The organism is Amycolatopsis sp. NPDC049252 (assembly GCF_043197175.1).
Lineage (GTDB): Bacteria > Actinomycetota > Actinomycetes > Mycobacteriales > Pseudonocardiaceae > Amycolatopsis.
This window is the reverse complement of sequence record NZ_JBICSQ010000020.1, coordinates 45,732-64,823: the sequence shown is the minus strand read 5'-3', so window position 1 is coordinate 64,823 and position 19,092 is coordinate 45,732. Positions and strand designations below refer to the sequence as shown.

The window sequence follows — 19,092 nt, the reverse complement described above, 5'->3', positions numbered from 1 at the left end:
GTCTATTCCAGCACTAGAATAGTAGGGTGCTCACCGACGCGGAGCTGACGGTGCTCGGCCTCGTGGCCGAGCGGCCGAGGCACGGCTACGAGCTGGACGAAGTGGTCGAGGAGCGCGGCATGCGCGACTGGACCGCCCTCGGTTTCAGCTCGATCTACTACGTCCTCGGCAAGCTGCGCGACCGCGGCCTGATCGCCGAGGTCGCGGCCGACCGTGCGCACGCGAAGGCGAAGAAGACGTTCACGGCCACCGACGCCGGCCGGGAAGCGTGCGCGCAAGCCGCGGAGGCGGCCATCGCGGAGCTGCGCCCGGTGCACCCGCCGGTGCTGGCCGGGCTCGCGAACAGCCCGCTCCTCCCGCCCGGGCGGCTCGCTTCGGCGCTGGCCAGGCGCGCCGAAGCGGTCGACGCGCGGCTGGCCGAGGTGCGCCGGGCTGCGGCCGCCCAGCCGTCCGCGCCGCCGTTCGTCCGGGCGATCTTCGACTACTCGATCACGCAGCTCGAAGCCGAAGCCGGGTGGCTGGCCGCCCAGACCGGAGGAACACCCTGATGCCGTACGACATCAAGAAAGACCTCAAGCAGCTGTACGCGCCGAAGAACACCGACTGGGCGCTCGTGGACGTGCCCGCGCAGCGGTTCATCGCGATCGACGGCCGGGGAAACCCGAACACCGCCGAGAGCTACAAGCGCGCTGTCGAAGCGCTTTACGCGGTCGCGTACACGCTCAAGCGCTCGGCTGAGCAGGACTTCGTCGTGGGGCCGCTGGAAGGCTTGTGGTGGGCCGACGACATGGCCGCGTTCACCGTCCGCGCCAAGGACAGCTGGCAGTGGACGATGCTCATCGCCCAGCCGGACTGGATCGACGGGGACGCCGTCGAGGAAGCCCGGGGAACCGTGCGCCGCAAGAAGAAGCTCGACGCCGACGTCCGGTTCGAAACGCTCGCCGAGGGCCGGTGCGCCCAGGCGCTGCACGTCGGTTCGTACGACGACGAGGGTCCGCTGCTGGCCCGGCTGCACGAAGACTTCCTTGCCACACAAGGCTTGAAGCCGACCGGGCTGCACCACGAGGTCTACCTCGGCGACCCCCGGCGCACGGAACCCGCGAAGCTCAAGACCGTGCTGCGGCAACCGGTGGGCTGAGGTCAGTCGAGGTCGGCGAGACCGCTTTCCCAGCGTTCCCGGCGCTGCGCGGACGTCTGCTCCCACCACGGCTCACCGCGTTCGCCGAGCGCCACCTTCGCCAGCTGAACGCGCTCACGCGCCTGGGCGCGAGCGTCGTCGTCGTTCGCCGCCCCGACGGCGCGCCGCGCGGCCATCAGGTGCTTCTGCAGCCGGTCGCGGACGTCGCCGGGGATCTCCGGGTCGGTCGCGCGCCAACGGCGGCCGTTGACCACGATGTAGCGGCCGTCCGGGGTGTGTTCCGGCATCAGTAGTCGGTCGTGACGGGCCAGGTGTCGTCGTGCAGCAGGCGCTTGAGGATCTTGCCCGTCGCGTTGCGGGGCAGGTCCGGCACGAAGTAGACGTCACGCGGCACGGCGAAGCGGGCCAGGCGCTGGTGGATGTAGGCCCGGATGTCCTCCGCGTGCAGGGAAGCACCGCGCCGCGGGACGACGTAGGCCGCCAGGCGCTGGCCCCACTCCGCGTCGGCCACGCCGACCACCGCCGCGTCGTGCACGCCGGGCAGCGCCACCAGGGCTTCCTCGACCGGGCGCGGGAAGACGTTCTCGCCGCCGGAGACGATCATTTCGTCGGCCCGGCCGGTGACGAACAGCCGGCCCGCCGCGTCGAGGTACCCGACGTCGCCGGTGGCCATCAGGTCCGCCGCGCGCGCCGGGTCCGTGCCGGAGGTGTAGCCGTCGAACAGCATGTCGTTGCCGACGAAGATCTGGCCCTCGCCGCCGGGCGGCACCGGCTTGCGGTCCTCGTCGAGGATCGCCACGTTCGTGCCGAGCGGGCACCGGCCGGCGGTGGTCGGCGCGGCGCGCAGGTCGGCGGGGTCGGCGATGCTCGCCCAGGACACCTCGGTCGAGCCGTAGAAGTTGTAGAGGACGTCGCCGAAGGTGTCCATGAACGCCGTCACGAACGTGCCGGACATCGCCGAGCCGCTGCTCGCGACGATCCGCAGGGACGACAGGTCGTAGCGCGCGCGGACCCGCTCGGGCAGGTCCATGATCCGCTGCAGCATGATCGGCACGACGAACAGCGCGTCGCACTTCTGCTCGGCGATCGTGCGCAGGGTCTCTTCGGCGTCGAACTTGCGGACCAGCGACAGCGTCGAGCGCAGCGCCATCCCGATCTGCATCGCGGCCAGGCCCCAGCTGTGGAACAGCGGGGCCGCCACGAGGATCCGGTCGCCGGCCTTCAGGGGGATGCGGTCGAGGATCGAGGCGGCCGCGCCCATGCCCTTCGGGGTCGGGCGGCGCGCGCCCTTCGGCGTCCCGCTGGTGCCGGAGGTGAGCACGACCAGCCGGCCCGGCCGCTCGGCCGGCTTGGGCCGGTCGGCGGGGGCGGACTGGATCAGCTCGTCGACGGTCGGGTAGCCGGTCTCGGCGTCCGGCCAGGTGCTGATGCGCGCGAAGTCGCCCGGGACGTTCGCGATGGTCTGGGCGAACTCGTCGTCGGCCAGTACGGCGGCCGGCCGGTGCTCGCCCAGCACGTCCTTGACCGACGACGCGGAGAGGCCGGTGTTGAGCAGGATGACGTCGGCGCCGAGCTTGCTGGCCGCGACGAACGACTCGACCATCGCGGAGTGGTTGCGGCACATGAGCGCGATCCGGTCGCGCTCGTTGACGCCGAGTTCGCTGAGGGCGTTGGTGAGCCGGTCGCTGCGCTCCTGGACGTGGGCGAAGGTGCGGACGTTGCGCTCGTCGTGCAGCGCGACGTCGTCGGCGGCGCGGGCCGCGGCGGCCTGGTAACCACCGGCGATGGTGGCGCCCCACTGCGAGATGGAGTTGAGCTGACGCGCCAGCTTGTCCGGCCGGCCCGGGCTGAGCACCCCGGCGCGCACCAGGATGCTCGTGGTGCGCAGTTTGGTGGCCTTGACGCCGTCGGGACCGGCGTCCGGGTCGGGCTCGCCCGACAGGTGCAGGTCGAGGCGCCGCGCGATGGCGCGGATGTCCTTTTTGACCGAAGAAACCAGCTCCATGTGCGCCGGCTGCAGCATCATCCGCACGAACAGCTCGGTCTTCCCGCCGGCCAGCGGTCTCAGCTCCAGGGAGACCCAGGTGCCGTCGTCGGGGACGCCGCACCATACGACGTGCTCGCCCGGCCGGTAAACCACGGCCTGGACCTGCACCTCCAGCATCGGGCGGCGTTCGGGGACGATCCGGATCAGGCCCTTGGGGCCGCGCCCGCGCGAGGCCGGCTCCTGCACCTCGCTCCAGCTGATCTCCGGCACGAAGCGGGGATACCACTCCGGCGATCCGACGATCTGCCACACCACGTCCGGCGGATGCCCGACCACGGCACTCGCCTCGACCACATCGTCACGCATCGTCTGCCCTCACCGAAGTCACCGAACACACGTTCAGGTCACGGAGGCGTTACGGTAGCAGCAAACGGGTGATCGCGGGTACTCCGAACGGCATGATACCGGAGAGTAACGGACACTCATGGTAAGCATCGGCACTGTCCACTGTGTACCGATTAACGGCGTTTACCGATCATGGCACGGAAAAGCGCACGCTCAGTGGGCGCGGCAAAAGATCTTCACCCGTACTGGTTCACCAGCTCCGAACCGAGGCGAGCGAGCTCCGCGCGGACCGATTCCGGGCCCTCGGCGTCGACCAAGGCGCCCCAGCCGGCCAGCTCCTGGGCGATCATGATCGGCGCGGGCGCCGCGACGCGGACCCGGACGCGATCCCCGGGCAGCTCGCCGACCAGCTCGCAGTGCCGGCCGAACCGGTCGCGCAGCACCCGGAGGTACCGCCGGTCCAGGACGACGTCCGCGGTGAGCGGGGAGCGGCGCCGTTCGACTTCTTCGACGACTTCTTCCCACACCTTGGCCAGTTCGAGGTCCGACGGCCGGTCCGCGACGGCGTCGATCGGTTCGGCCGCGGTGATCCGGTCGACGCGGAACGTGCGACGGCCCTTGTCGGTCCCGGCGACGAGGTACCAGACGTCGTCCTTGTCGACCAGGCCCCACGGGTCGACGAGCCGCTCCGACGTTTCGCGTCCCGCGTAGGTCAACCGGACCTTGCGGCGCGCGATGACCGCGTCCCGCAGCGCCTCGACCATCGGCGGCCGGTCCTTCGGGCGCTCGCCCCAGCCGGCCTGGTCGACGACTACCGCGTCCGCGGCGGCCTCGGCGTCCGCGCGGAACGTGCCGGGCAGCGCGCCCATCAGCTTGCGCAGCGCCGACTTCACCTCCGGCGCGATCGCGGCGGCGGGGCCGGCCAGGAGGAACAGGGCCTGCGCCTCACGGGAGGTGAGGCCGGACAGGTCGGTCCGCGCGCCGCCGACGAGCTGCCAGCCCCCGCCCCGGCCGGGCTGCGGGTAGACGGGCACGCCGGCCGCCGACAGCGCCTCGAGGTCACGGCGGGCGGTCGCGACGGAGATCTCGAGCTCGGCGGCCAGCTCGCCCGCGGTGACGCGGCCGCGGGTCTGCATCAGCAGGAGGGTGGCCACGAGGCGGTCGGCACGCATGGAAACAGTGTCGCAAACAAAGTGCTCACTTGATGCGCACTTTCACCCCGCATGCTGTGCCCCAGACCGAAAGAAGAAGGAGCAGAACATGCTGCGAGGAATGGCCACCGTCTCGTACTTCGCCGACGACCACGCGGCCGCGCAGGCCTGGTACACGGAGTTCCTGGGCGTCGAGCCGTACTTCCACCGCCCCGGGTACGCCGAGTTCCGCCTCGGCGACTACCAGCACGAACTGGGCCTCATCGACCGCAGGTACGCACCGGCGAGCGGGGACACACCGGGCGGCGAGATCCTCTACTGGCACGTCGACGACCTCGAGGCGACCGTCGCCCGGCTGCACGAACTCGGGGCTAAGGAGTACGAGCCGATCACCGAGCGCGGTCCGGGCTTCGTGACGGCGTCGGTCGTCGACCCGTTCGGCAACGTCCTGGGTGTCATGACGAACGTGCACTACCTGTCGGTGCTCAAAGCACGGTAGCGACCGCAGCCACTGGATCTTGCCGGGTTGTGGGTTTCGCGCACATGGCTCGCGACCGGCGTCACGCTTACCGTTCCCGTCCATGACCAGCGATCTGGACGGGCGCACCGCCCTCGTGACCGGCGGGGCCGGCGGTATCGGCCTGGCCTGCGTCCACGCCCTGGCCGCGGCCGGGGCCAAGGTGCACGTCGTCGACCTGGACGGGGAGAAGGCCGAGGCCGCCGCCGGTGCGGTCGGGGGGTGGGCGCACGCCGCCGACCTCACCGACCCGGCCGCCGTCGACGGCCTGCCCGCCGAGGTCGACATCCTGGTCAACAACGCCGGGATCCAGCACGTCGCGCCCCTCGAGGACTTCCCGCCCGAGCGGTTCACGCGCATCCAGGCCCTGATGGTCACGGCCCCCTTCCTCCTCATCCGCCGCGCCCTGCCGGGCATGTACGCGCGGGGGTGGGGGCGGATCGTCAACATGTCGAGCGTCCACGGGCTGCGGGCTTCGCCCTTCAAAGCCGCCTACGTCGCCGCGAAGCACGGCCTTGAAGGGCTCTCCAAGGTCGCCGCGCTGGAGGGGGCCGAACACGGCGTCACCAGCAACTGCGTCAGCCCCGGGTACGTGCGCACGCCGCTGGTCGACGGGCAGATCGACGCGCAGGCCGCCGAGCACGGCATCCCGCGTGCGGACGTCGTCGCCGAGGTCCTCCTCAAGCGCGCCGCCATCAAGAAGCTCATCGAACCCGGGGACGTCGCTTCCCTGGTGACGTGGCTGTGCTCGCCGCACGCCGGCCACGTCACCGGGGCCTCCATCCCGCTCGACGGCGGCTGGACCGCTGCTTGACCCACCCGCCCGCCCAACCCACGACGAAGTGGAGCCCGCAATGAGCCAACCCCAGCGGTCGGCGATCGCCAAGATCGTCGGCGCGAGCCTGATCGGCACCACCATCGAGTGGTACGACTTCTTCCTCTACACCTCCGCCGCCGCACTGGTGTTCAACAAGCTGTTCTTCCCGACGGCGAACCCGCTCACCGGCACGCTGCTGGCGTTCCTGACCTACGCCGTCGGATTCCTCGCCCGCCCGATCGGCGGGCTCGTCTTCGGCCACTACGGCGACCGGCTCGGCCGCAAGAAGCTCCTGATCTTCAGCCTGGTCCTGATGGGCGGCTCGACGTGCCTGATGGGCGTGCTGCCGACCTACGCCACCGCGGGTGTCGCCGCGCCGATCCTGCTGACGCTGCTTCGCCTGGTCCAGGGCTTCGCGCTCGGTGGCGAGTGGGGTGGCGCGGTGCTGATCGTCTCCGAGCACGGGGACGCGAAGCGGCGCGGGTTCTGGGCGTCGTGGCCGCAGTGCGGCGCGCCCGGCGGCAACCTGCTCGCCACCGGCGTGCTGGCGATCCTGTCGGCCACGCAGTCCGACGCGACGTTCCTGGCGTGGGGCTGGCGGGTCCCGTTCCTGCTCTCCGGGGTGCTGCTGGTGATCGGCCTGTGGATCCGGCTGGCCGTGTCGGAGTCGCCGGTGTTCCTGGCCGCCCAGCGCCGCGCCGAGGACCGCGTCGAGAAGCACGTCCCCGTCGTCGAGGTGTTCCGCGACAGCTGGCGCCAGGTGCTCGTCACCATCGGCGCGCGGATGGCCGAGAACGTCTCCTACTACGTGCTGACGGCGTTCATCCTGGTGTACGTCACGACCGGGCTGCACCTGGCGAAGGGCCTCGGCCTGAGCGCGGTGCTGATCGGCTCGGCCGTGCACTTCGTGACGATTCCCCTGTGGGGCGCGCTGTCGGACCGGGTCGGCCGCCGTCCGGTGTACCTGTTCGGCGCGATCGGCATGGCGCTGTGGGGCTTCGCGTTCTTCGCGCTGCTGGACACGAAGTCGTCCGCGGTGATCGTGCTGGCGACGACCGTCGGGCTGGTGCTGCACGGCGCGATGTACGGGCCGCAGGCCGCGTTCTTCGCCGAGCAGTTCCCGACCCGCGTCCGCTACACCGGGCTGTCCGTCGGCGGGCAGCTGTCGTCGATCGCGGCCGGGGCCGTCGCGCCGCTGATCGCCGTGGCGCTGTTCCAGAGCTGGGGCAGCACCATCCCGGTGTCGCTGTACGTCGCGGCGATGTGCCTGATCACGGTCGTCGCGCTGCTCGCCTCCCGCGAAACGCGCGGCGGGTCGCTGCACGACGACGACGTCCAGGCGGAGACGGCGACCGTTTCGCCCTAGCATGACCGCCGTGACCGCACCCTCGGACGCGCTGCGCCGGCTGCTCGACCTGCTCGCCTCCGGGGCGAGCACCGAGCAGCTGGCGCACGTCGTCGTGGCCGCGCGCGCCGAGGGCGCCCTCGGCCCCGCCGACCTCGCCGCGCTGGCGGACGCGGGTGAGCTGGCCCTGCGGATCCGCGAGACGCTCGCCGAGCACCGGCGCCGCGAAGCCCAGCTGGTCGCGCTGTTCGACACCGCGAGCGAGCTGGCCGCGCTGTCCGATCCGGACACCGTGCTGCGCTCGATCGTGCGCCGCGCACGGGCGCTGCTCGGCGTCGACGTCTCGTACCTGAGCCTCAACAAGGAAACCGAGGGCAAGACCTACGTCCGGGTCAGCGACGGCTCGGTCTCGGCGGAGTTCCAGCAGATCGTGCTCGGCATGGGGGAGGGCCTCGGCGGGCTGGTCGCGCAGACCGCGCGGCCGTACGCGACGTCGGACTACTTCAACGACGACCGGTTCCGGCACACGCGCCACATCGACTCCGGCGTCAAGGACGAAGGCCTGACCGCGATCCTCGGCGTGCCGCTGGCGATCGGCTCGAAGGTGCTCGGCGTGCTCTTCGCCTCCGACCGCGGCACCCGCGAGTTCAGCGCGGACGAGGTCGCGCTGCTCTCGTCGCTGGCCGACCACGCGGCGATCGCCCTGGACAGCGCGAACCTGCTGGACCAGACGCGCCGGGCCGTCGCCGAGCTGAACGAGGCCAACGCGACGATCCGCGCGCACAACGAGGCGATGGAACGCGCCGAGGACGCCCACGACCGGCTCACCGACCTGGTGCTGCGCGGTGGTGACCTGCCGGACGTCGCGGCGGCCGTCGCCGGGGTGCTGCACGGCGCGCTCACGGTGTTCGACACCGAAGGCGCGGTCCTGGCGCACTCGGCGGAACCGGCGCGGCACGACCCGTTGGCGCTCGCCGCGTCCCGGGCGGCCGGGCGAGCAGTGTCCACACAGGACACTTGGGTCTGCTCGGTGCAAGCGGGCCCCGAGCTGCTCGGCAGCCTCGTGCTGACCGGCCGCGCGGACCTGGCCGACCCGGACCGGCGGCTGTTCGAACGCGCCGGCGTCGTGACGGCGTTGCTGCTCATGCTGCGGCGGTCGGTGGTGCGGGCCGAGGACGAGGTCCGCGGCGAGCTGCTGACCGACCTGCTCACCGCGCCCGGCCGCAACCCGCGGGCGCTGCTGGCCCGCGGCCGCCGCCTCGGCATCGACCTCGCCGCGCCGCACGCGGTGCTGGTCGTGCACACCGGCGACGTCTCCCGGCGGCGCCTCGCGAGCGCCGCCGCGCGGCACGCGACGCTGGTCGGGGTGCACGCCGAGGAGGTCGTCCTGCTGGGCACCGGCGACCCGGGCGAGCTGGCCCGCCGCGTCGCCGCCGACCTCGGCGCGGTGACCGGACACGCGGTGACCGTCGGCGCGGCCGGGCCCGCGGGTGGTCCGGAGGCCCTGGCCGCGGCCCACGCCGAAGCGGCGCGGTGCGTCCGGGCGCTGCTCGCGCTCGGCCGGACCGGCGAAGGCGCGGACATGGCCGGCCTCGGTTTTCTCGGCCAGCTGCTCGGTGACCAGGCCGACCTCGGCGCCTTCGTCCGGGCGACGCTCGGGCCGGTCCTCGACTACGACGAGCGCCGCGGCACGGAGCTGGTCGCGACGCTGAGGGCGTACTTCGCGAGCGGTTCGCAGCTGGCGCGCACGAAGGACGTGCTGCACGTCCACGTCAACACCGTCGTGCAGCGGCTGGAGCGGATCGCGTCGCTGCTGGGGGAGGACTGGCAGACGCCGGACCGGGCCCTGGAGATCCAGCTGGCGCTGCGCCTGCACCGCCTCGGTTAGGACACGCGCAGCACGATCTTGCCCCGCCGGGGCCCGGTGACCGCGTGCGCCGCGGCGGCCTCCGCCAGCGGGAAGACCTGCTGCACCGGCACGTGGAAGCGGCCTTCCTCGAAGAGCTTGGCGGCGTGCGCGAGGCCGTGCCGTCCGTCCGGCTGCCCGCCGAGCGCGCCGACGGAGACCCGGACCCCGTGCTCCGGCCCGCTGAAGTCGGCCAGTGTGACCACTGTGGACGGTGAGCCGGTCAGCTCGATCAGCTCCGGCAGCGACCCCTTCCCGGCGACATCGAGCGCGGCGTCGACCGGACCGGAGACGCGTTCACGCAGGCCAGGACCGTATGCGACGGGTTCCGCGCCCAGCCCGGCGAGGAACTCCCGGTTCTCCGGGGCGCCGGTGCCGAGCACCCGCGCGCCCCGGGCCAGCGCCAGGACGGCCGCGAGGCTGCCGACACCGCCGGACGCGCCGTCGATCAGGAGCGTCGAGCCCGCGCCGACGTCCAGGAGGTCGAGCGCGCGGGTCGCCGTCTCGACGCCGGACGCGGCCCCGCCGGCCTGCTCCCACGGCATCGACGGCGGTTTCGGCGCCCAGAAGGCGAGGACGGCGAATTCGGCGCTCGCCCCGCCGAGGCGGGCGACGTCGACCGCGCCGAACACCTCGTCGCCGATCCCGGGACCTTCGTCGACTACGCCCGCCGCGTCCACGCCGGGGATGTGCGGCAGGGTGACGGGTGAGCGCGACTTCCCCGCGCGGATCGCCAGGTCGACCGGCGAGACCCCGGCCGCCCGCACGCGGATCCGGACCTCGCCCGGGCCGGCGTGCGGCTCCGGCAGTGCACCGACGGACAGGACCTCGGGCGGGCCGAACCGCTCGAACCGGGCTGCGAACACGCTCACTCCTTCATGGGGGATGTGCGCCTACGGTAGGAGTGGTCAACGGTCCCGAGCGGGGAAGTGAGAGCCGTGCGTGACGAAGTGACGCAGAAGCGCCGGGCGGACGCCGAGCACAACCGCCGTCACCTGGTGGCGGTGGCGCACGCCGCGTTCGCCCAGGACGGCCCGGACCTGCCGGTACGCGAGATCGCGCGGCGCGCGGGCCTGGCCCCGGCGACGGTCCACCGCCACTTCCCCTCCCGCGACGACCTCCTCGCCGCCGTGCTCGCCGGGCAGGTCGAGCGGTGCGAGCGGCAGCTGCGCGCCGCGCTCGCCGATCCGGACAGCCGCCGTGCGCTGACCCGGACGTTCCACCGCTTCGGCGAATGGCAGGTCCAGGAGCGCGGCCTCGTCGGCGCCCTCGGCGGAGCGGCCTTCGCCGACCGGCGCTCGGCGCACGCGGCGGCGTTCGGCCGGCTGGTCGAGCGGGCCCAGGCCGACGGCGTGCTGCGGCCCCGGGTGTCGGTCGACGACGCCCGCGTCGCGCTGATGGCGATCACGTCGGCGCGAGCGCTGCCGGCGGTCCGCCGGCTGACCGGGGTGCTGCTGACGGGCCTGCTGAGCGGCTGAGCGGGACGGGACGCATCGGTTACGGACGGGTGTGCAGCCGGTGCCGGACCTCGGCGGTGAGGTCGGCCGCGGTGTCCCGAAGGGACTCGATGAACGCGCGGCGGGGGCCGGGCTCGCCGCCCGGGCGGGACGCGACGGCCGTCGTGCGGACCGCCGCCGGGTGGTCGACGCGCGTGATCACGATGCCCGGCGGGAGCGTCGGCACGGCCAGCCCGGGCACGATCGTGACGCCGAGCCCGGCCGCGACCAGGCCGAGCTTCGCGACCCAATCCCGGGCCACGAAAGCGATTTCGGGCTGCCACGACGGGTCCGCCCACGCGCCGAGCAGCGGGGTGCCCGGCTCGGTGCTGCCCGTGATCCACGGCTGGTCGCGCAGCATCTCGCCGGTGACGCTCGGGTGGCGCGCGAGCGGGTGGCCCGGCGCCATCGCCACGAACAGCGGGTCCTCCAGGATCGTGACCAGCTCGACCTCGGGAACCGGTGTCCGGGGCGGGGTGACGACGGCGAGGTCGAGCCGTCCCCGGGCGACCGCCTTCAGCAGCCCCGGGCTCAGGCCCTCGCGCAGCGGCACGCGCGTGCGCGGCGCGCGGCCGGCGAACGCGGCGATCGCGCGCGGCACCAGCGCTGCCATCGCGGTGGAGAACGCGCCGACGCGCAGCCGGGCGGGCGGCCGGTCGCCCAGGTCCTGGAGCGCCTGGCGGGTGGCCTGCAGTTCGCCGAGCACCGCCTCCGCGTGCCGGACGACGACCAGTCCCGCTTCGGTGGGCTGGACCCCGCGCGCCAGGCGGTCGAACAGCGGCCGGCCCGCCGCCTGTTCCATCAGCGCGATCTGGCGCGAGATCGCCGACTGCGTGTACCCGAGCCGGTCCGCCACCACCGAAAACGAGCCGTGCCGGGCCGCTTCGCGCACGACCCGCAGGCCGGCGACGGTGAACTCACTCATGCGTACTACTGATAGCACATATGCGAGACAGTCGTTTGTCGCATGGCTGCGCCGATCCTAGGGTCGGTCGCATGAGCGCCGCACAGAACGAAAAGCTCCTGCGGGAGATCTTCGACCAGCTCGCCGTGGGCAACGGCCGGGCCCTCACCGACGCGATGGCCGACGACTTCCGCTGGATCTTCCCCGGCCACTGGTCGTGGTCCGGCACCTGGGGACCGAAGTCCGAGGTCGTGCACGGGCTGCTCCGGCCGCTGATGGCGCAGTTCGCCGGCGGCTACCGGTGTGAGGCCGACCGGATCGTCGCGCAGGGGGACCAGGTCGTCGTCCAGGCCCGCAGTCACGCCACGACGCTGCGCGGCGAGCGGTACGACCAGACGTACTGCTTCGTCTACCGCGTCACCGGCGGCCGGCTGAGCGAAGTCGTCGAACACTGCGACACCGCGCTGGTGGAGCGGGTCCTGGACCGGATCCCCGGCCCAGGACCCGCGTCCTAGCACTGCCCGTCGGCCAGCACCCAGTAGCCCGTGGACGTCTCGCGCAGGGCGTGGGTGGTGAAGGTGTTCCACAGCCCCATCGCCTGGTTGGAGCCGTTCGCGTACGTCTGGCCGCCGCTCTGGTGCGCGCGGCCCGCCTGGGTGTGGGCGTAGTTGCTGGCCGACACGCAGGTACCCGGCGGCGGCGTGGTGGTCGTCGTCGTCGGCGGGGTGGTGGTCGTGGTGGTCGGCGGGGGCGTGGTCCCGGATCCCTTGTCCAGCCCGAAGAACACACCGGTGTAGTAGCTGGAGCAGATCCCGGCGAGGAAGTACGCGCCCGTGCTGCCGCACTGCGTCGTGCCGGTGCCGGGGTCGACCGCGGTGCCGTGGCCCATGCCCGCGATCGAGTACAGCTGGACCTTGTCGCCGTAGTTCGTCAACGTCGTGCCGCCCGGGAGGGACTGCGTGCTCGTCGGCGTCTGGGACAGGCCGTGGACCGCGGTCCACTGGTCGCGCAGTTCGGTGCCGTTGACCGGGTAGACCGTGTAGTCGCCGGTACCCTGCCAGATCGCGACGCGCGGCCACGGGCCGCCGTAACCGGGGTACTGCGCCGTGACGCGGGACGCCCACTGTGCCGGGGTCAGGTTCTGGTTGTTCTGCTGGCAGCTCGTCGCCTGCGTGATGCTGGTGGCGCACTGCGCGGGCAGCCCGGCGTTGATGCCGCCGCCGGCGAAGACGTCCGGGTAGGCGGCGAGCAGGTCGGCCGTCATGCCGGCGCCCGCCGACAGCCCCGTGACGAACACGCGGGACCGGTCCGAGCCGTGGTCGCCGACCGCCTTGTCCACCATGGACTTGACGGACGCGGCTTCGCCGTTGCCCCGGGTGTCGTCCGCGGTGTCGAACCAGTTGAAGCACTTCAGGGAGTTGTTCGCGGTCGACTGCTGCGGGAACACGACCTCGAAGCGCCACCGGTCGGCCAGCGCGGGCCAGCCGGAGTGGGCGTAGTAGTCCGACGCGCTCTGCGTGCAGCCGTGCAGCGCCACGACGACCGGGCGGCCGGTCTCGAGGCCGGAGGGGGTGTAGGTGTACATCGCCAGCGCGCCCGGGTTCGCGCCGAACGACGAGACCTGGACCAGGGACGCGGCGGGCGGGTCGGCGGCGGCGACCCCGACCGTGGTGAGCACGGCGGCGGTGATCGCGGCGAGTCCGGCGAAGGCGAGCTTGCGCATAGTGACGTCCTTCTCGGCGTTGAGAGGGTTTCCGACGACGTTAGGTCGGGCGCGAAGGCCTGACCATGTGGCTCCGCACCACATCGGCGCGGGAATTCATGGTGGCGGCCGGGATGGCTCTTCCGGTCCGCGCGCGCTTGGGTTCTGTCTCATCCGAGACCGGAGGTGGACCGTGCGCGGTTGGCTTGCTGTGGTGCTGGCTTCTGTTCTGGCGACGGCGGTGCCCGCACCGGCGTCGGCTTCCCGGGTTTTCGTGCCCGGCGCCCAAAAGCAGGTCGCCGTCCACCTGGACGACCTGACGACGACGGGCACCCTCGCGTCCGGCCACACCGTCCAAGCGGACTGGGCGGGGCTGACGTCGGCCGGGCTGCCCGCGCCGGGCGGCGTCCCGGGCATCCAGGTCGACGGCTACTTCCCGGACACGTCCACGACGAACACGAACAACGGCTGGAACCACGACGCTCAGTTCGTGCTGCGCCTGCCCGACCGGTGGAACGGCGGTCTGGTCGTCGCCGGCTCGCCGGGGACACGGCGGCAGTACGCGAACGACCGCGCGATCGGCGACCAGGTGCTGGCCGAGGGTTACGCGTTCGCCGCGACCGACAAGGGCAACACCGGTGCCGCGTTCTTCGAAGACGGTGCCCGGCCCGGCGACGCGCTGACCGAGTGGAACCGGCGCGTCACCCAGCTGACCCTCGCGGCGCGCACGGCGGTGGCGCAGCGCTACGGCCGGCCGCCGTCGCGGACCCTGGCCGCCGGGTTGTCCAACGGCGGCTACCTCGTGCGGTGGCAGCTCGAGAACCGGCCGTGGCTCTACGACGGCGGCGTCGACTGGGAAGGCACGCTCTGGCGCGCGGACGGCCCGAACCTGTTCACCTTCCTGCCGCCCGCGATGCGCGGCTACCCGGCCTACGCCGCCGGATCCGAGGCCGCGCACCAGTCCATTTTGGACGCCGGGTTCGCGCCCGGCTCGGAGTTCCTGTGGGACTACCACTACCGCGTCTACTGGGACCTGACGCAGCGGATCTACCGGGAAGAGGTCGACCCGTCGTTCGACGGTGCGCTCGCCGCCGGGGTGCCCTTCTGCGCCAGTGGCACGCCGTCGTGCGACGCGGACTACGCCTACGCGTCCCGGCCCGCTTCGGTGGCCCGCGCGGTGGAGCGGATCTCGCTGACCGGCCGGATCGGCAAGCCCCTGCTGACCCTGCACGGCACGCTCGACACGCTGCTGCCGATCACCCGCGACTCGGACGTCTACGACCGGATGATCACCGACGCCGGCCGCGGCGCCCTGCACCGGTACTACCGGGTCGAGGGCGGCAACCACGTCGACGGGCTCGTCGACCAGTTCCCGGACCGGTTGCGCCCGCTGGGCCCGTGCTTCCGGACGGCGTTCGACGCGCTGGCGGGCTGGCTGCGCGGCGCGCGTCCGCCGGCCTCGGGAACGATCACCCGGCCCGCCGGGGCGACCCCGGCGGACCTGGCCAGCACCTGCTCGCTGGGCTGACATCTTCATGCGCCCCAATGGGGTGTTCGGCGCGCGGCCGGTCACCGGCTGATCGGCCCGGCCCGTCCTTCTTCAGGGTGATCATGGACCCCACGAGGCCGCGTTGCCGTCCGGATCGACGCAGAAGCCGTTCGCCTTCTCGATCAGGTCACCCGTCGGCGGCGACGGCCACGAGACCGGTCGGAATTCGCATTCCCGCAGCGTGCGTGGGTGCGGTACGAGCGTCTTGCAAAAGAAAAGTGAACCGGATCGAACCGGTGTGCGTACTACCCAGTGAGGGGCTCGGTCGAGCCATCGCAAAAACGCTCTGACCAGCTGTTTCACCGCCCGGATGGGCGACCCCGTTCGGCCGCTTGCGGGACCGTTGTACGTCGTTCATGATGGTCCTCGGGGTCCGTGAACAATCGATTACGTCGAATATCCAGGTGCCGCGCATGCTTCGGAAGAACCGTCCGTCCGGAAGTGAACCTCATGCTGCTACCCGTCGCCGGGGCCGCCTGATGGCCGCGGATCTGCCCGGTCTCGCGATCATCGCCGGAGTGCTGCTGCCGGCGCTCGCCGCCGCGGCCTGGGCCATCTCGCTCGAGCGGCGGTCGCGCCGCGGACCCGCCCTGCCGGACGTCGAACCCGACTGGACGGTGGCCGGCATCCAGGCACGCCTCCGGTTCGAGCAGGCCGCCCGGCGGTTCGCCGACGCGGGTACGGTCGCGCTGCCGACCCTGCCGATCCCGGAGCAGATCGGCCGCGACTCCTCACCGGACCGGCTGCCGTGGCGGGTGCCCCGCACCATCCCGCCGCCGCGCCCGTCCTCCGGCGCCATCCCGATCCCGCTGCCGGTGGCCCGCTACGCGTTCGCACCCCCGGACAACGACCTGATGCGCCGCATCCTGGACGGTCTCCGCAAAATGGACTGACCCGGGACGGGTTACGGGCCGAGGGCCGCGGGGGACTCCGCGTCCGGGATCAGGAGGCGGGGTGCGCCCGTGCCGTCCGCCGGGGTCGACCAGACGTCCGCGTGGCCCGGGCCGCGGGGCACGCCGTACCCGATCGTGTGATCGTCGAGCCAGGCCGGCTGGTCGTCGACGCTGCGGGTCTCGGCCAGCGGCGTCACCCCCGAACGCGCCAGGTCCAGCACCGACAGCCGCCAGCCCTTGGCCGGGTCCGCGTCGATCGCGGACTTGAACGCCACCCGCGTCCCGTCCGGCGAGAGTGACGGGCATTCGACGTTCTCGCGCAGCGTGCGGATCGTGTGCGCCGCGAAGTCGCCCGCCACCAGGTAGCGGTGCCCGGCCGTCGACATCGTCGCGTAGAAGTGGCGGTCGTCGCGGGTGAACGTGACGCCCCAGAAGTTGAGGTCGGCCGCCTGGTACGGCCGGCCGTCGAGCGTCACCGCGTAGTCCTCCAGCGTGCCGGCCAGGTCACCGGTCGCCGTGTCGAGGATCCCGGCGCGCGTGGAGAACATCCCGCCGTTGTACGAGTCGCCCGTGACGAACACCGTCCACGCCAGCATCCGGCCGCTCGCCGACACCCGTGCCCGGTTCGGCAGCCCGACCAGCGGGATCTCCCGCTGGGACGTGAGCTTCGCGTCGAGCACCACCAGCTGGTAGGTGGTCAGGTCGCCATCCGGGCGCAGGCAGAGGCCGGTGCCGCCGGCGGCGTAGACCCGGGCGCACGACAGCGGCGACACCGTGCGCGCGCCGCCGGGGTCGGCGGCCGCGACGGTGGCGACGTGCCCGCGGTCGGCGTCCGCGGTGCTGCGGAACAGCAGCCGCGGCCCCGGCGTGAGGCTGACCGACCCGGTCGGGGTGACGTCGTGGTTGCGCGCGCTCGCGAACCCGACGTACGCGACGGCCACGCCGGCCAGCACGAGCACGCCGGCGAGGGCGATGAGGATCCGCGCCTTCACGCCGTCGCCTTCCGCGGGGCGAGGACCGCGAACGTCACGCCGATCGCGATCACCGCCGCGCCGGCCGCGACGGTGATCGCCTGCTCCGCGCCCCAGAACTGCCAGGCCAGTCCGAAAAGGACGGACGAGGTGAAGTACGCAAGCGCTTGCGCCGTCTGCACCAGCGAAATCCCCGTGGTGCGCAACGCTTCCGGCAGCAGCGGGCCGGCCAGGGCCATGAGCACGCCGTCGGTGGCCGCGTAGAACGCGCCGTACAACGCGAGCGCGAGCGCGAACAGCGGCCAGCCCGTCACCGGCCCGGCCAGCAGGAGGTAGACGACGGCCAGCGCGCCGTACCCGCCCAGCACCACCGGCAGCCGCCCGACGCGGTCGGCCAGCGCGCCCAGCGGTGCCGCGAGCAGCAGGTAGCTGAGGTTGGTGCCGACCGCGAGCAGCGGGAACCAGCCGGTGGCGATGTCCTCCTTGTGCTGCAGCAGCAGGTAGACGAACCCGTCGCCGACGGTCGCCAGCCCGAGCACGCACGCCGCGACCAGCAGCCGCCGCACGCCGCTGCCGCGCAGCAGTCCCAGCGCCGCGCGGGGGGACACCGCGGTGGCCGATCGTGGCGTCCGGCGGTCGCGCACGAACAGCACCAGCAGCAGCACGCCGACGGCCGCGATGCAGAAGCTCACGACGAACACCGCGTCGAACGCCTCGGGGTTCGTGGCGCCGACCGCCGCGAGGACGCCGAGCGCGACCAGTGGCCCGGCGAACGCGCCCACGCTGTCCATCGCGCGGTGCACGCCGAACGCCCGGCCGAGCAGGGGTTCGGGGGCCGACAACGTGATCAGCGCGTCTCGCGGCGCGGTCCGCAGGCCCTTGCCGGTGCGGTCGAGGGTGATCACGGCGCCGATCGCGGCGGCCGACGACCCGGCCGCGAGCAGGCCGAGCTTCATCACCGCGGACAGCGCGTACCCCACGCCGGCCACGACCTTCCGGCGCCGCACCCGGTCCGCGACGTACCCGCCGACGATCCGCAGCAACGCCGTGGCGCCGGTGTAGAGGCCGTCGAACAGGCCGTACGCCGCCGGGCTCAGGTGCAGGCCGAGCACCAGGTAGACCGGCAGGATCGCGGTGACCATCTCCGAGGAGACGTCGGTGACCAGGCTGACGGCGCCGAGCGCGAAGACGTTGGCCCCGACCGCCGAGAGCTTCCGCTTCGACACGGATGCAGTGTGCTCTCGGCGGCCGATGGTCGAAAGGTACACGCGGCCTACTGCCAGACGTCGAGGATCGGCGACTTGCTCGCGGCGCCGGCGATGCCCGGCAGGCCGTAGGACGCCTCGATCGTGCGCAGCACGGTGTAGTGGTTGATCGATTCGCTGTAGCTGCCGACCTTGACGTGCGCGCCGGTGAACGAGGTGAAGATCTGGTTGACCGACGTGCCGCTGTCCTCGTCGAAGGTGGTGATCAGCAGGCTGTTGTGCGTCTTGGCCCACTGGGCATACGCGTCGAGGTTGGTCTTCAGCCAGGTGTCGCCGGTGCCGATGGAGCAGTCGTGCATGTCGTTGCACATGTTCGGGGTCACGAAGGCGACCGTCGGCAGCTGGGTGAAGTCGGTGGGGAAGCTCGTGTAGCGCACGTTGCTCGCCGCGGGGACGTTGCTGAAGTCCACCCAGCTGTTGTGCTTGCGCATGTAGGTGCCGCTGGAGCAGCCGGTGTAACCGTCCGACGGCATCGACTCGGAATAGCCCTTGAACGTCTTCCCGGCACCGATCAGCTGCTGGCCCAGGTTGTCCTTGGCGCCGAGGTTCGCCGGGCAGCTGTCGCTGGTGACCCCCTGCGTCGCGCCGGAGAACAGGGCGACGTAGTTCGGCTGGCTCGGGTGCGTGATCGCGAACGAGTTCGTGAACTTCGCGCTCTGCGCGGCCAGCGTGTTGAAGTAGGGCGCGCTGGAACTGCCGTTGATCGACGAGTACTTCTTGTTCTCGAACATCACCAGGACGATGTGGTCGAACGCGGGCACGGCCGCGGCCGCCGGCTGTACCGCCGGCTCGGCCGACCGGGTGACGACGGCCGCCGTCACGGCCCCGGTGGTGACGAGTGCGGCCGCGGCGAACACGGCGAAGATCCGCTTCCGGATCATGGGTCCTCCAGCGCTGGTGCGGCCGGTCCGGCCGCGGGCTTCGTGGTGGGAGCGCCTCATGGTGCCGACGGCAGGGAGCCGGTGCGTGCCGTGCCGCGGTCCAGCACGTGAACACCGGGAAACCACCATCGGACAAGGGAAAGAGTGGGTGAATCGCTTTCCGGCGTCAACCTCCTTTGGTAGCGGGAATGGGTTGTAGGGATCTGACAGGTTGTACCCAGGAGG

The 19,092-nt window shown here is 72.3% G+C and carries 19 protein-coding genes; 10 read left to right on the top strand and 9 right to left on the bottom strand.

The features are described 5' to 3' along the window. Positions 1 to 26: 26 nt before the first annotated feature. A complete protein-coding gene (locus tag ACGFMK_RS22665; RefSeq protein WP_392766394.1) occupies positions 27 to 548 on the top strand; it encodes a PadR family transcriptional regulator in 522 nt (173 codons plus the stop codon). Then, a complete protein-coding gene (locus ACGFMK_RS22660; protein WP_392766391.1) occupies positions 548 to 1,138 on the top strand; it encodes a GyrI-like domain-containing protein in 591 nt (196 codons plus the stop codon). The genes ACGFMK_RS22665 and ACGFMK_RS22660 overlap by 1 nt, the downstream gene beginning before the upstream one ends. 2 nt (positions 1,139 to 1,140) lie before the next feature. Here the strand turns inward: ACGFMK_RS22660 and ACGFMK_RS22655 are convergent, their stop codons facing one another. The 3 genes from ACGFMK_RS22655 to ACGFMK_RS22645 all read right to left on the bottom strand — a co-directional run bounded on the left by ACGFMK_RS22655 (position 1,141) and on the right by ACGFMK_RS22645 (position 4,642). Then, positions 1,141 to 1,425 carry a hypothetical protein gene (locus tag ACGFMK_RS22655; protein WP_392766388.1) on the bottom strand — a complete coding sequence of 95 codons (285 nt, stop codon included), beginning with the start codon at positions 1,423 to 1,425 and terminating at the stop codon, positions 1,141 to 1,143. Further along, positions 1,425 to 3,491 carry an AMP-binding protein gene (locus ACGFMK_RS22650; protein ID WP_392766385.1) on the bottom strand — a complete coding sequence of 689 codons (2,067 nt, stop codon included), beginning with the start codon at positions 3,489 to 3,491 and terminating at the stop codon, positions 1,425 to 1,427. Before ACGFMK_RS22650 ends, ACGFMK_RS22655 begins: the two co-directional genes overlap by 1 nt. Before the next feature lie 215 nt (positions 3,492 to 3,706). Continuing rightward, on the bottom strand, positions 3,707 to 4,642 hold the full coding sequence (locus tag ACGFMK_RS22645) for a helix-turn-helix transcriptional regulator (RefSeq protein WP_392766383.1): 936 nt from the start codon (positions 4,640 to 4,642) through the stop codon (positions 3,707 to 3,709). Between the two features lie 88 nt (positions 4,643 to 4,730). Between ACGFMK_RS22645 and ACGFMK_RS22640 the strand changes: the two genes are divergently transcribed. From ACGFMK_RS22640 to ACGFMK_RS22625, 4 genes are all read left to right on the top strand, one after another. Further along, positions 4,731 to 5,120, top strand: coding sequence for a VOC family protein (locus ACGFMK_RS22640; protein WP_392766380.1), 390 nt, complete (start codon positions 4,731 to 4,733; stop codon positions 5,118 to 5,120). An 82-nt stretch (positions 5,121 to 5,202) separates the two neighbouring features. Further along, positions 5,203 to 5,952, top strand: a complete 750-nt coding sequence (locus ACGFMK_RS22635; protein ID WP_392766377.1) for a 3-hydroxybutyrate dehydrogenase — start codon at positions 5,203 to 5,205, stop codon at positions 5,950 to 5,952. Positions 5,953 to 5,992: 40 nt separating this feature from the next. Continuing rightward, positions 5,993 to 7,321 (top strand): MFS transporter, encoded by a 1,329-nt coding sequence (locus tag ACGFMK_RS22630; RefSeq protein WP_392766374.1) that lies wholly within the window; start codon positions 5,993 to 5,995, stop codon positions 7,319 to 7,321. A 1-nt stretch (position 7,322) separates the two neighbouring features. Next, complete coding sequence (locus tag ACGFMK_RS22625; protein ID WP_392766372.1) at positions 7,323 to 9,188, top strand: helix-turn-helix domain-containing protein; 1,866 nt, start codon at positions 7,323 to 7,325, stop codon at positions 9,186 to 9,188. Here the strand turns inward: ACGFMK_RS22625 and ACGFMK_RS22620 are convergent. Beyond that, entirely contained in the window at positions 9,185 to 10,072 is an 888-nt protein-coding gene (locus ACGFMK_RS22620) for an NADP-dependent oxidoreductase (RefSeq protein ID WP_392766369.1), read from the bottom strand. The genes ACGFMK_RS22625 and ACGFMK_RS22620 overlap by 4 nt on opposite strands. Before the next feature lie 72 nt (positions 10,073 to 10,144). Here ACGFMK_RS22620 and ACGFMK_RS22615 point away from each other — a divergent pair, with 72 nt between their 5' ends. After that, the gene (locus tag ACGFMK_RS22615) at positions 10,145 to 10,684 is read left to right on the top strand and encodes a TetR/AcrR family transcriptional regulator (RefSeq protein ID WP_392766366.1); all 540 of its coding nucleotides are present in this window, start codon (positions 10,145 to 10,147) and stop codon (positions 10,682 to 10,684) included. Between the two features lie 19 nt (positions 10,685 to 10,703). On the opposite strand, the gene ACGFMK_RS22610 is transcribed toward ACGFMK_RS22615, so the two are convergent. Beyond that, a complete protein-coding gene (locus ACGFMK_RS22610) occupies positions 10,704 to 11,627 on the bottom strand; it encodes a LysR family transcriptional regulator (RefSeq protein ID WP_392766363.1) in 924 nt (307 codons plus the stop codon). Between the two features lie 71 nt (positions 11,628 to 11,698). Between ACGFMK_RS22610 and ACGFMK_RS22605 the strand changes: the two genes are divergently transcribed. Next, positions 11,699 to 12,121, top strand: coding sequence for a nuclear transport factor 2 family protein (locus tag ACGFMK_RS22605; protein ID WP_392766360.1), 423 nt, complete (start codon positions 11,699 to 11,701; stop codon positions 12,119 to 12,121). Here the strand turns inward: ACGFMK_RS22605 and ACGFMK_RS22600 are convergent. Next, positions 12,118 to 13,329 (bottom strand): alpha/beta hydrolase family esterase, encoded by a 1,212-nt coding sequence (locus ACGFMK_RS22600; protein WP_392766357.1) that lies wholly within the window; start codon positions 13,327 to 13,329, stop codon positions 12,118 to 12,120. The two genes, ACGFMK_RS22605 and ACGFMK_RS22600, sit on opposite strands and share 4 nt — an antisense overlap. A 190-nt stretch (positions 13,330 to 13,519) precedes the next feature. On the opposite strand from ACGFMK_RS22600, the gene ACGFMK_RS22595 reads away from it, so the two are divergent. Both ACGFMK_RS22595 and ACGFMK_RS22590 read left to right on the top strand, forming a co-directional pair. Then, positions 13,520 to 14,836: a tannase/feruloyl esterase family alpha/beta hydrolase gene (locus ACGFMK_RS22595; protein ID WP_392766514.1), complete on the top strand. Its 1,317-nt coding sequence runs from the start codon at positions 13,520 to 13,522 to the stop codon at positions 14,834 to 14,836. Positions 14,837 to 15,336: 500 nt separating this feature from the next. Further along, positions 15,337 to 15,750 (top strand): hypothetical protein, encoded by a 414-nt coding sequence (locus ACGFMK_RS22590; RefSeq protein ID WP_392766354.1) that lies wholly within the window; start codon positions 15,337 to 15,339, stop codon positions 15,748 to 15,750. Positions 15,751 to 15,761: 11 nt separating this feature from the next. Here ACGFMK_RS22590 and ACGFMK_RS22585 read toward each other — a convergent pair whose 3' ends face one another. Genes ACGFMK_RS22585 through ACGFMK_RS22575 form a run of 3 tightly spaced genes read right to left on the bottom strand, consistent with a single transcriptional unit; the run spans position 15,762 to position 18,867 of the window. Beyond that, on the bottom strand, positions 15,762 to 16,742 hold the full coding sequence (locus ACGFMK_RS22585; RefSeq protein WP_392766351.1) for a TolB family protein: 981 nt from the start codon (positions 16,740 to 16,742) through the stop codon (positions 15,762 to 15,764). Then, positions 16,739 to 17,989, bottom strand: a complete 1,251-nt coding sequence (locus tag ACGFMK_RS22580; RefSeq protein WP_392766348.1) for an MFS transporter — start codon at positions 17,987 to 17,989, stop codon at positions 16,739 to 16,741. The genes ACGFMK_RS22585 and ACGFMK_RS22580 overlap by 4 nt, the downstream gene beginning before the upstream one ends. A 5-nt stretch (positions 17,990 to 17,994) precedes the next feature. Next, the gene (locus ACGFMK_RS22575) at positions 17,995 to 18,867 is read right to left on the bottom strand and encodes an alkaline phosphatase family protein (RefSeq protein ID WP_392766345.1); all 873 of its coding nucleotides are present in this window, start codon (positions 18,865 to 18,867) and stop codon (positions 17,995 to 17,997) included. Between the last annotated feature and the right edge of the window lie 225 nt (positions 18,868 to 19,092).

What these genes read in the sequence shown, in the direction of transcription:
- ACGFMK_RS22600 (WP_392766357.1), bottom strand. Translation starts at nt 13,329, where the DNA reads ATGCGCAAGCTCGCCTTCGCCGGACTCGCCGCGATCACCGCCGCCGTG.
- ACGFMK_RS22655 (WP_392766388.1), bottom strand. Translation starts at nt 1,425, where the DNA reads ATGCCGGAACACACCCCGGACGGCCGCTACATCGTGGTCAACGGCCGC.
- ACGFMK_RS22645 (WP_392766383.1), bottom strand. Translation starts at nt 4,642, where the DNA reads ATGCGTGCCGACCGCCTCGTGGCCACCCTCCTGCTGATGCAGACCCGC.
- ACGFMK_RS22625 (WP_392766372.1), top strand. Translation starts at nt 7,323, where the DNA reads ATGACCGCCGTGACCGCACCCTCGGACGCGCTGCGCCGGCTGCTCGAC.
- ACGFMK_RS22635 (WP_392766377.1), top strand. Translation starts at nt 5,203, where the DNA reads ATGACCAGCGATCTGGACGGGCGCACCGCCCTCGTGACCGGCGGGGCC.
- ACGFMK_RS22610 (WP_392766363.1), bottom strand. Translation starts at nt 11,627, where the DNA reads ATGAGTGAGTTCACCGTCGCCGGCCTGCGGGTCGTGCGCGAAGCGGCC.
- ACGFMK_RS22575 (WP_392766345.1), bottom strand. Translation starts at nt 18,867, where the DNA reads ATGATCCGGAAGCGGATCTTCGCCGTGTTCGCCGCGGCCGCACTCGTC.
- ACGFMK_RS22650 (WP_392766385.1), bottom strand. Translation starts at nt 3,491, where the DNA reads ATGCGTGACGATGTGGTCGAGGCGAGTGCCGTGGTCGGGCATCCGCCG.
- ACGFMK_RS22605 (WP_392766360.1), top strand. Translation starts at nt 11,699, where the DNA reads ATGAGCGCCGCACAGAACGAAAAGCTCCTGCGGGAGATCTTCGACCAG.
- ACGFMK_RS22590 (WP_392766354.1), top strand. Translation starts at nt 15,337, where the DNA reads ATGGCCGCGGATCTGCCCGGTCTCGCGATCATCGCCGGAGTGCTGCTG.
- ACGFMK_RS22640 (WP_392766380.1), top strand. Translation starts at nt 4,731, where the DNA reads ATGCTGCGAGGAATGGCCACCGTCTCGTACTTCGCCGACGACCACGCG.
- ACGFMK_RS22630 (WP_392766374.1), top strand. Translation starts at nt 5,993, where the DNA reads ATGAGCCAACCCCAGCGGTCGGCGATCGCCAAGATCGTCGGCGCGAGC.
- ACGFMK_RS22660 (WP_392766391.1), top strand. Translation starts at nt 548, where the DNA reads ATGCCGTACGACATCAAGAAAGACCTCAAGCAGCTGTACGCGCCGAAG.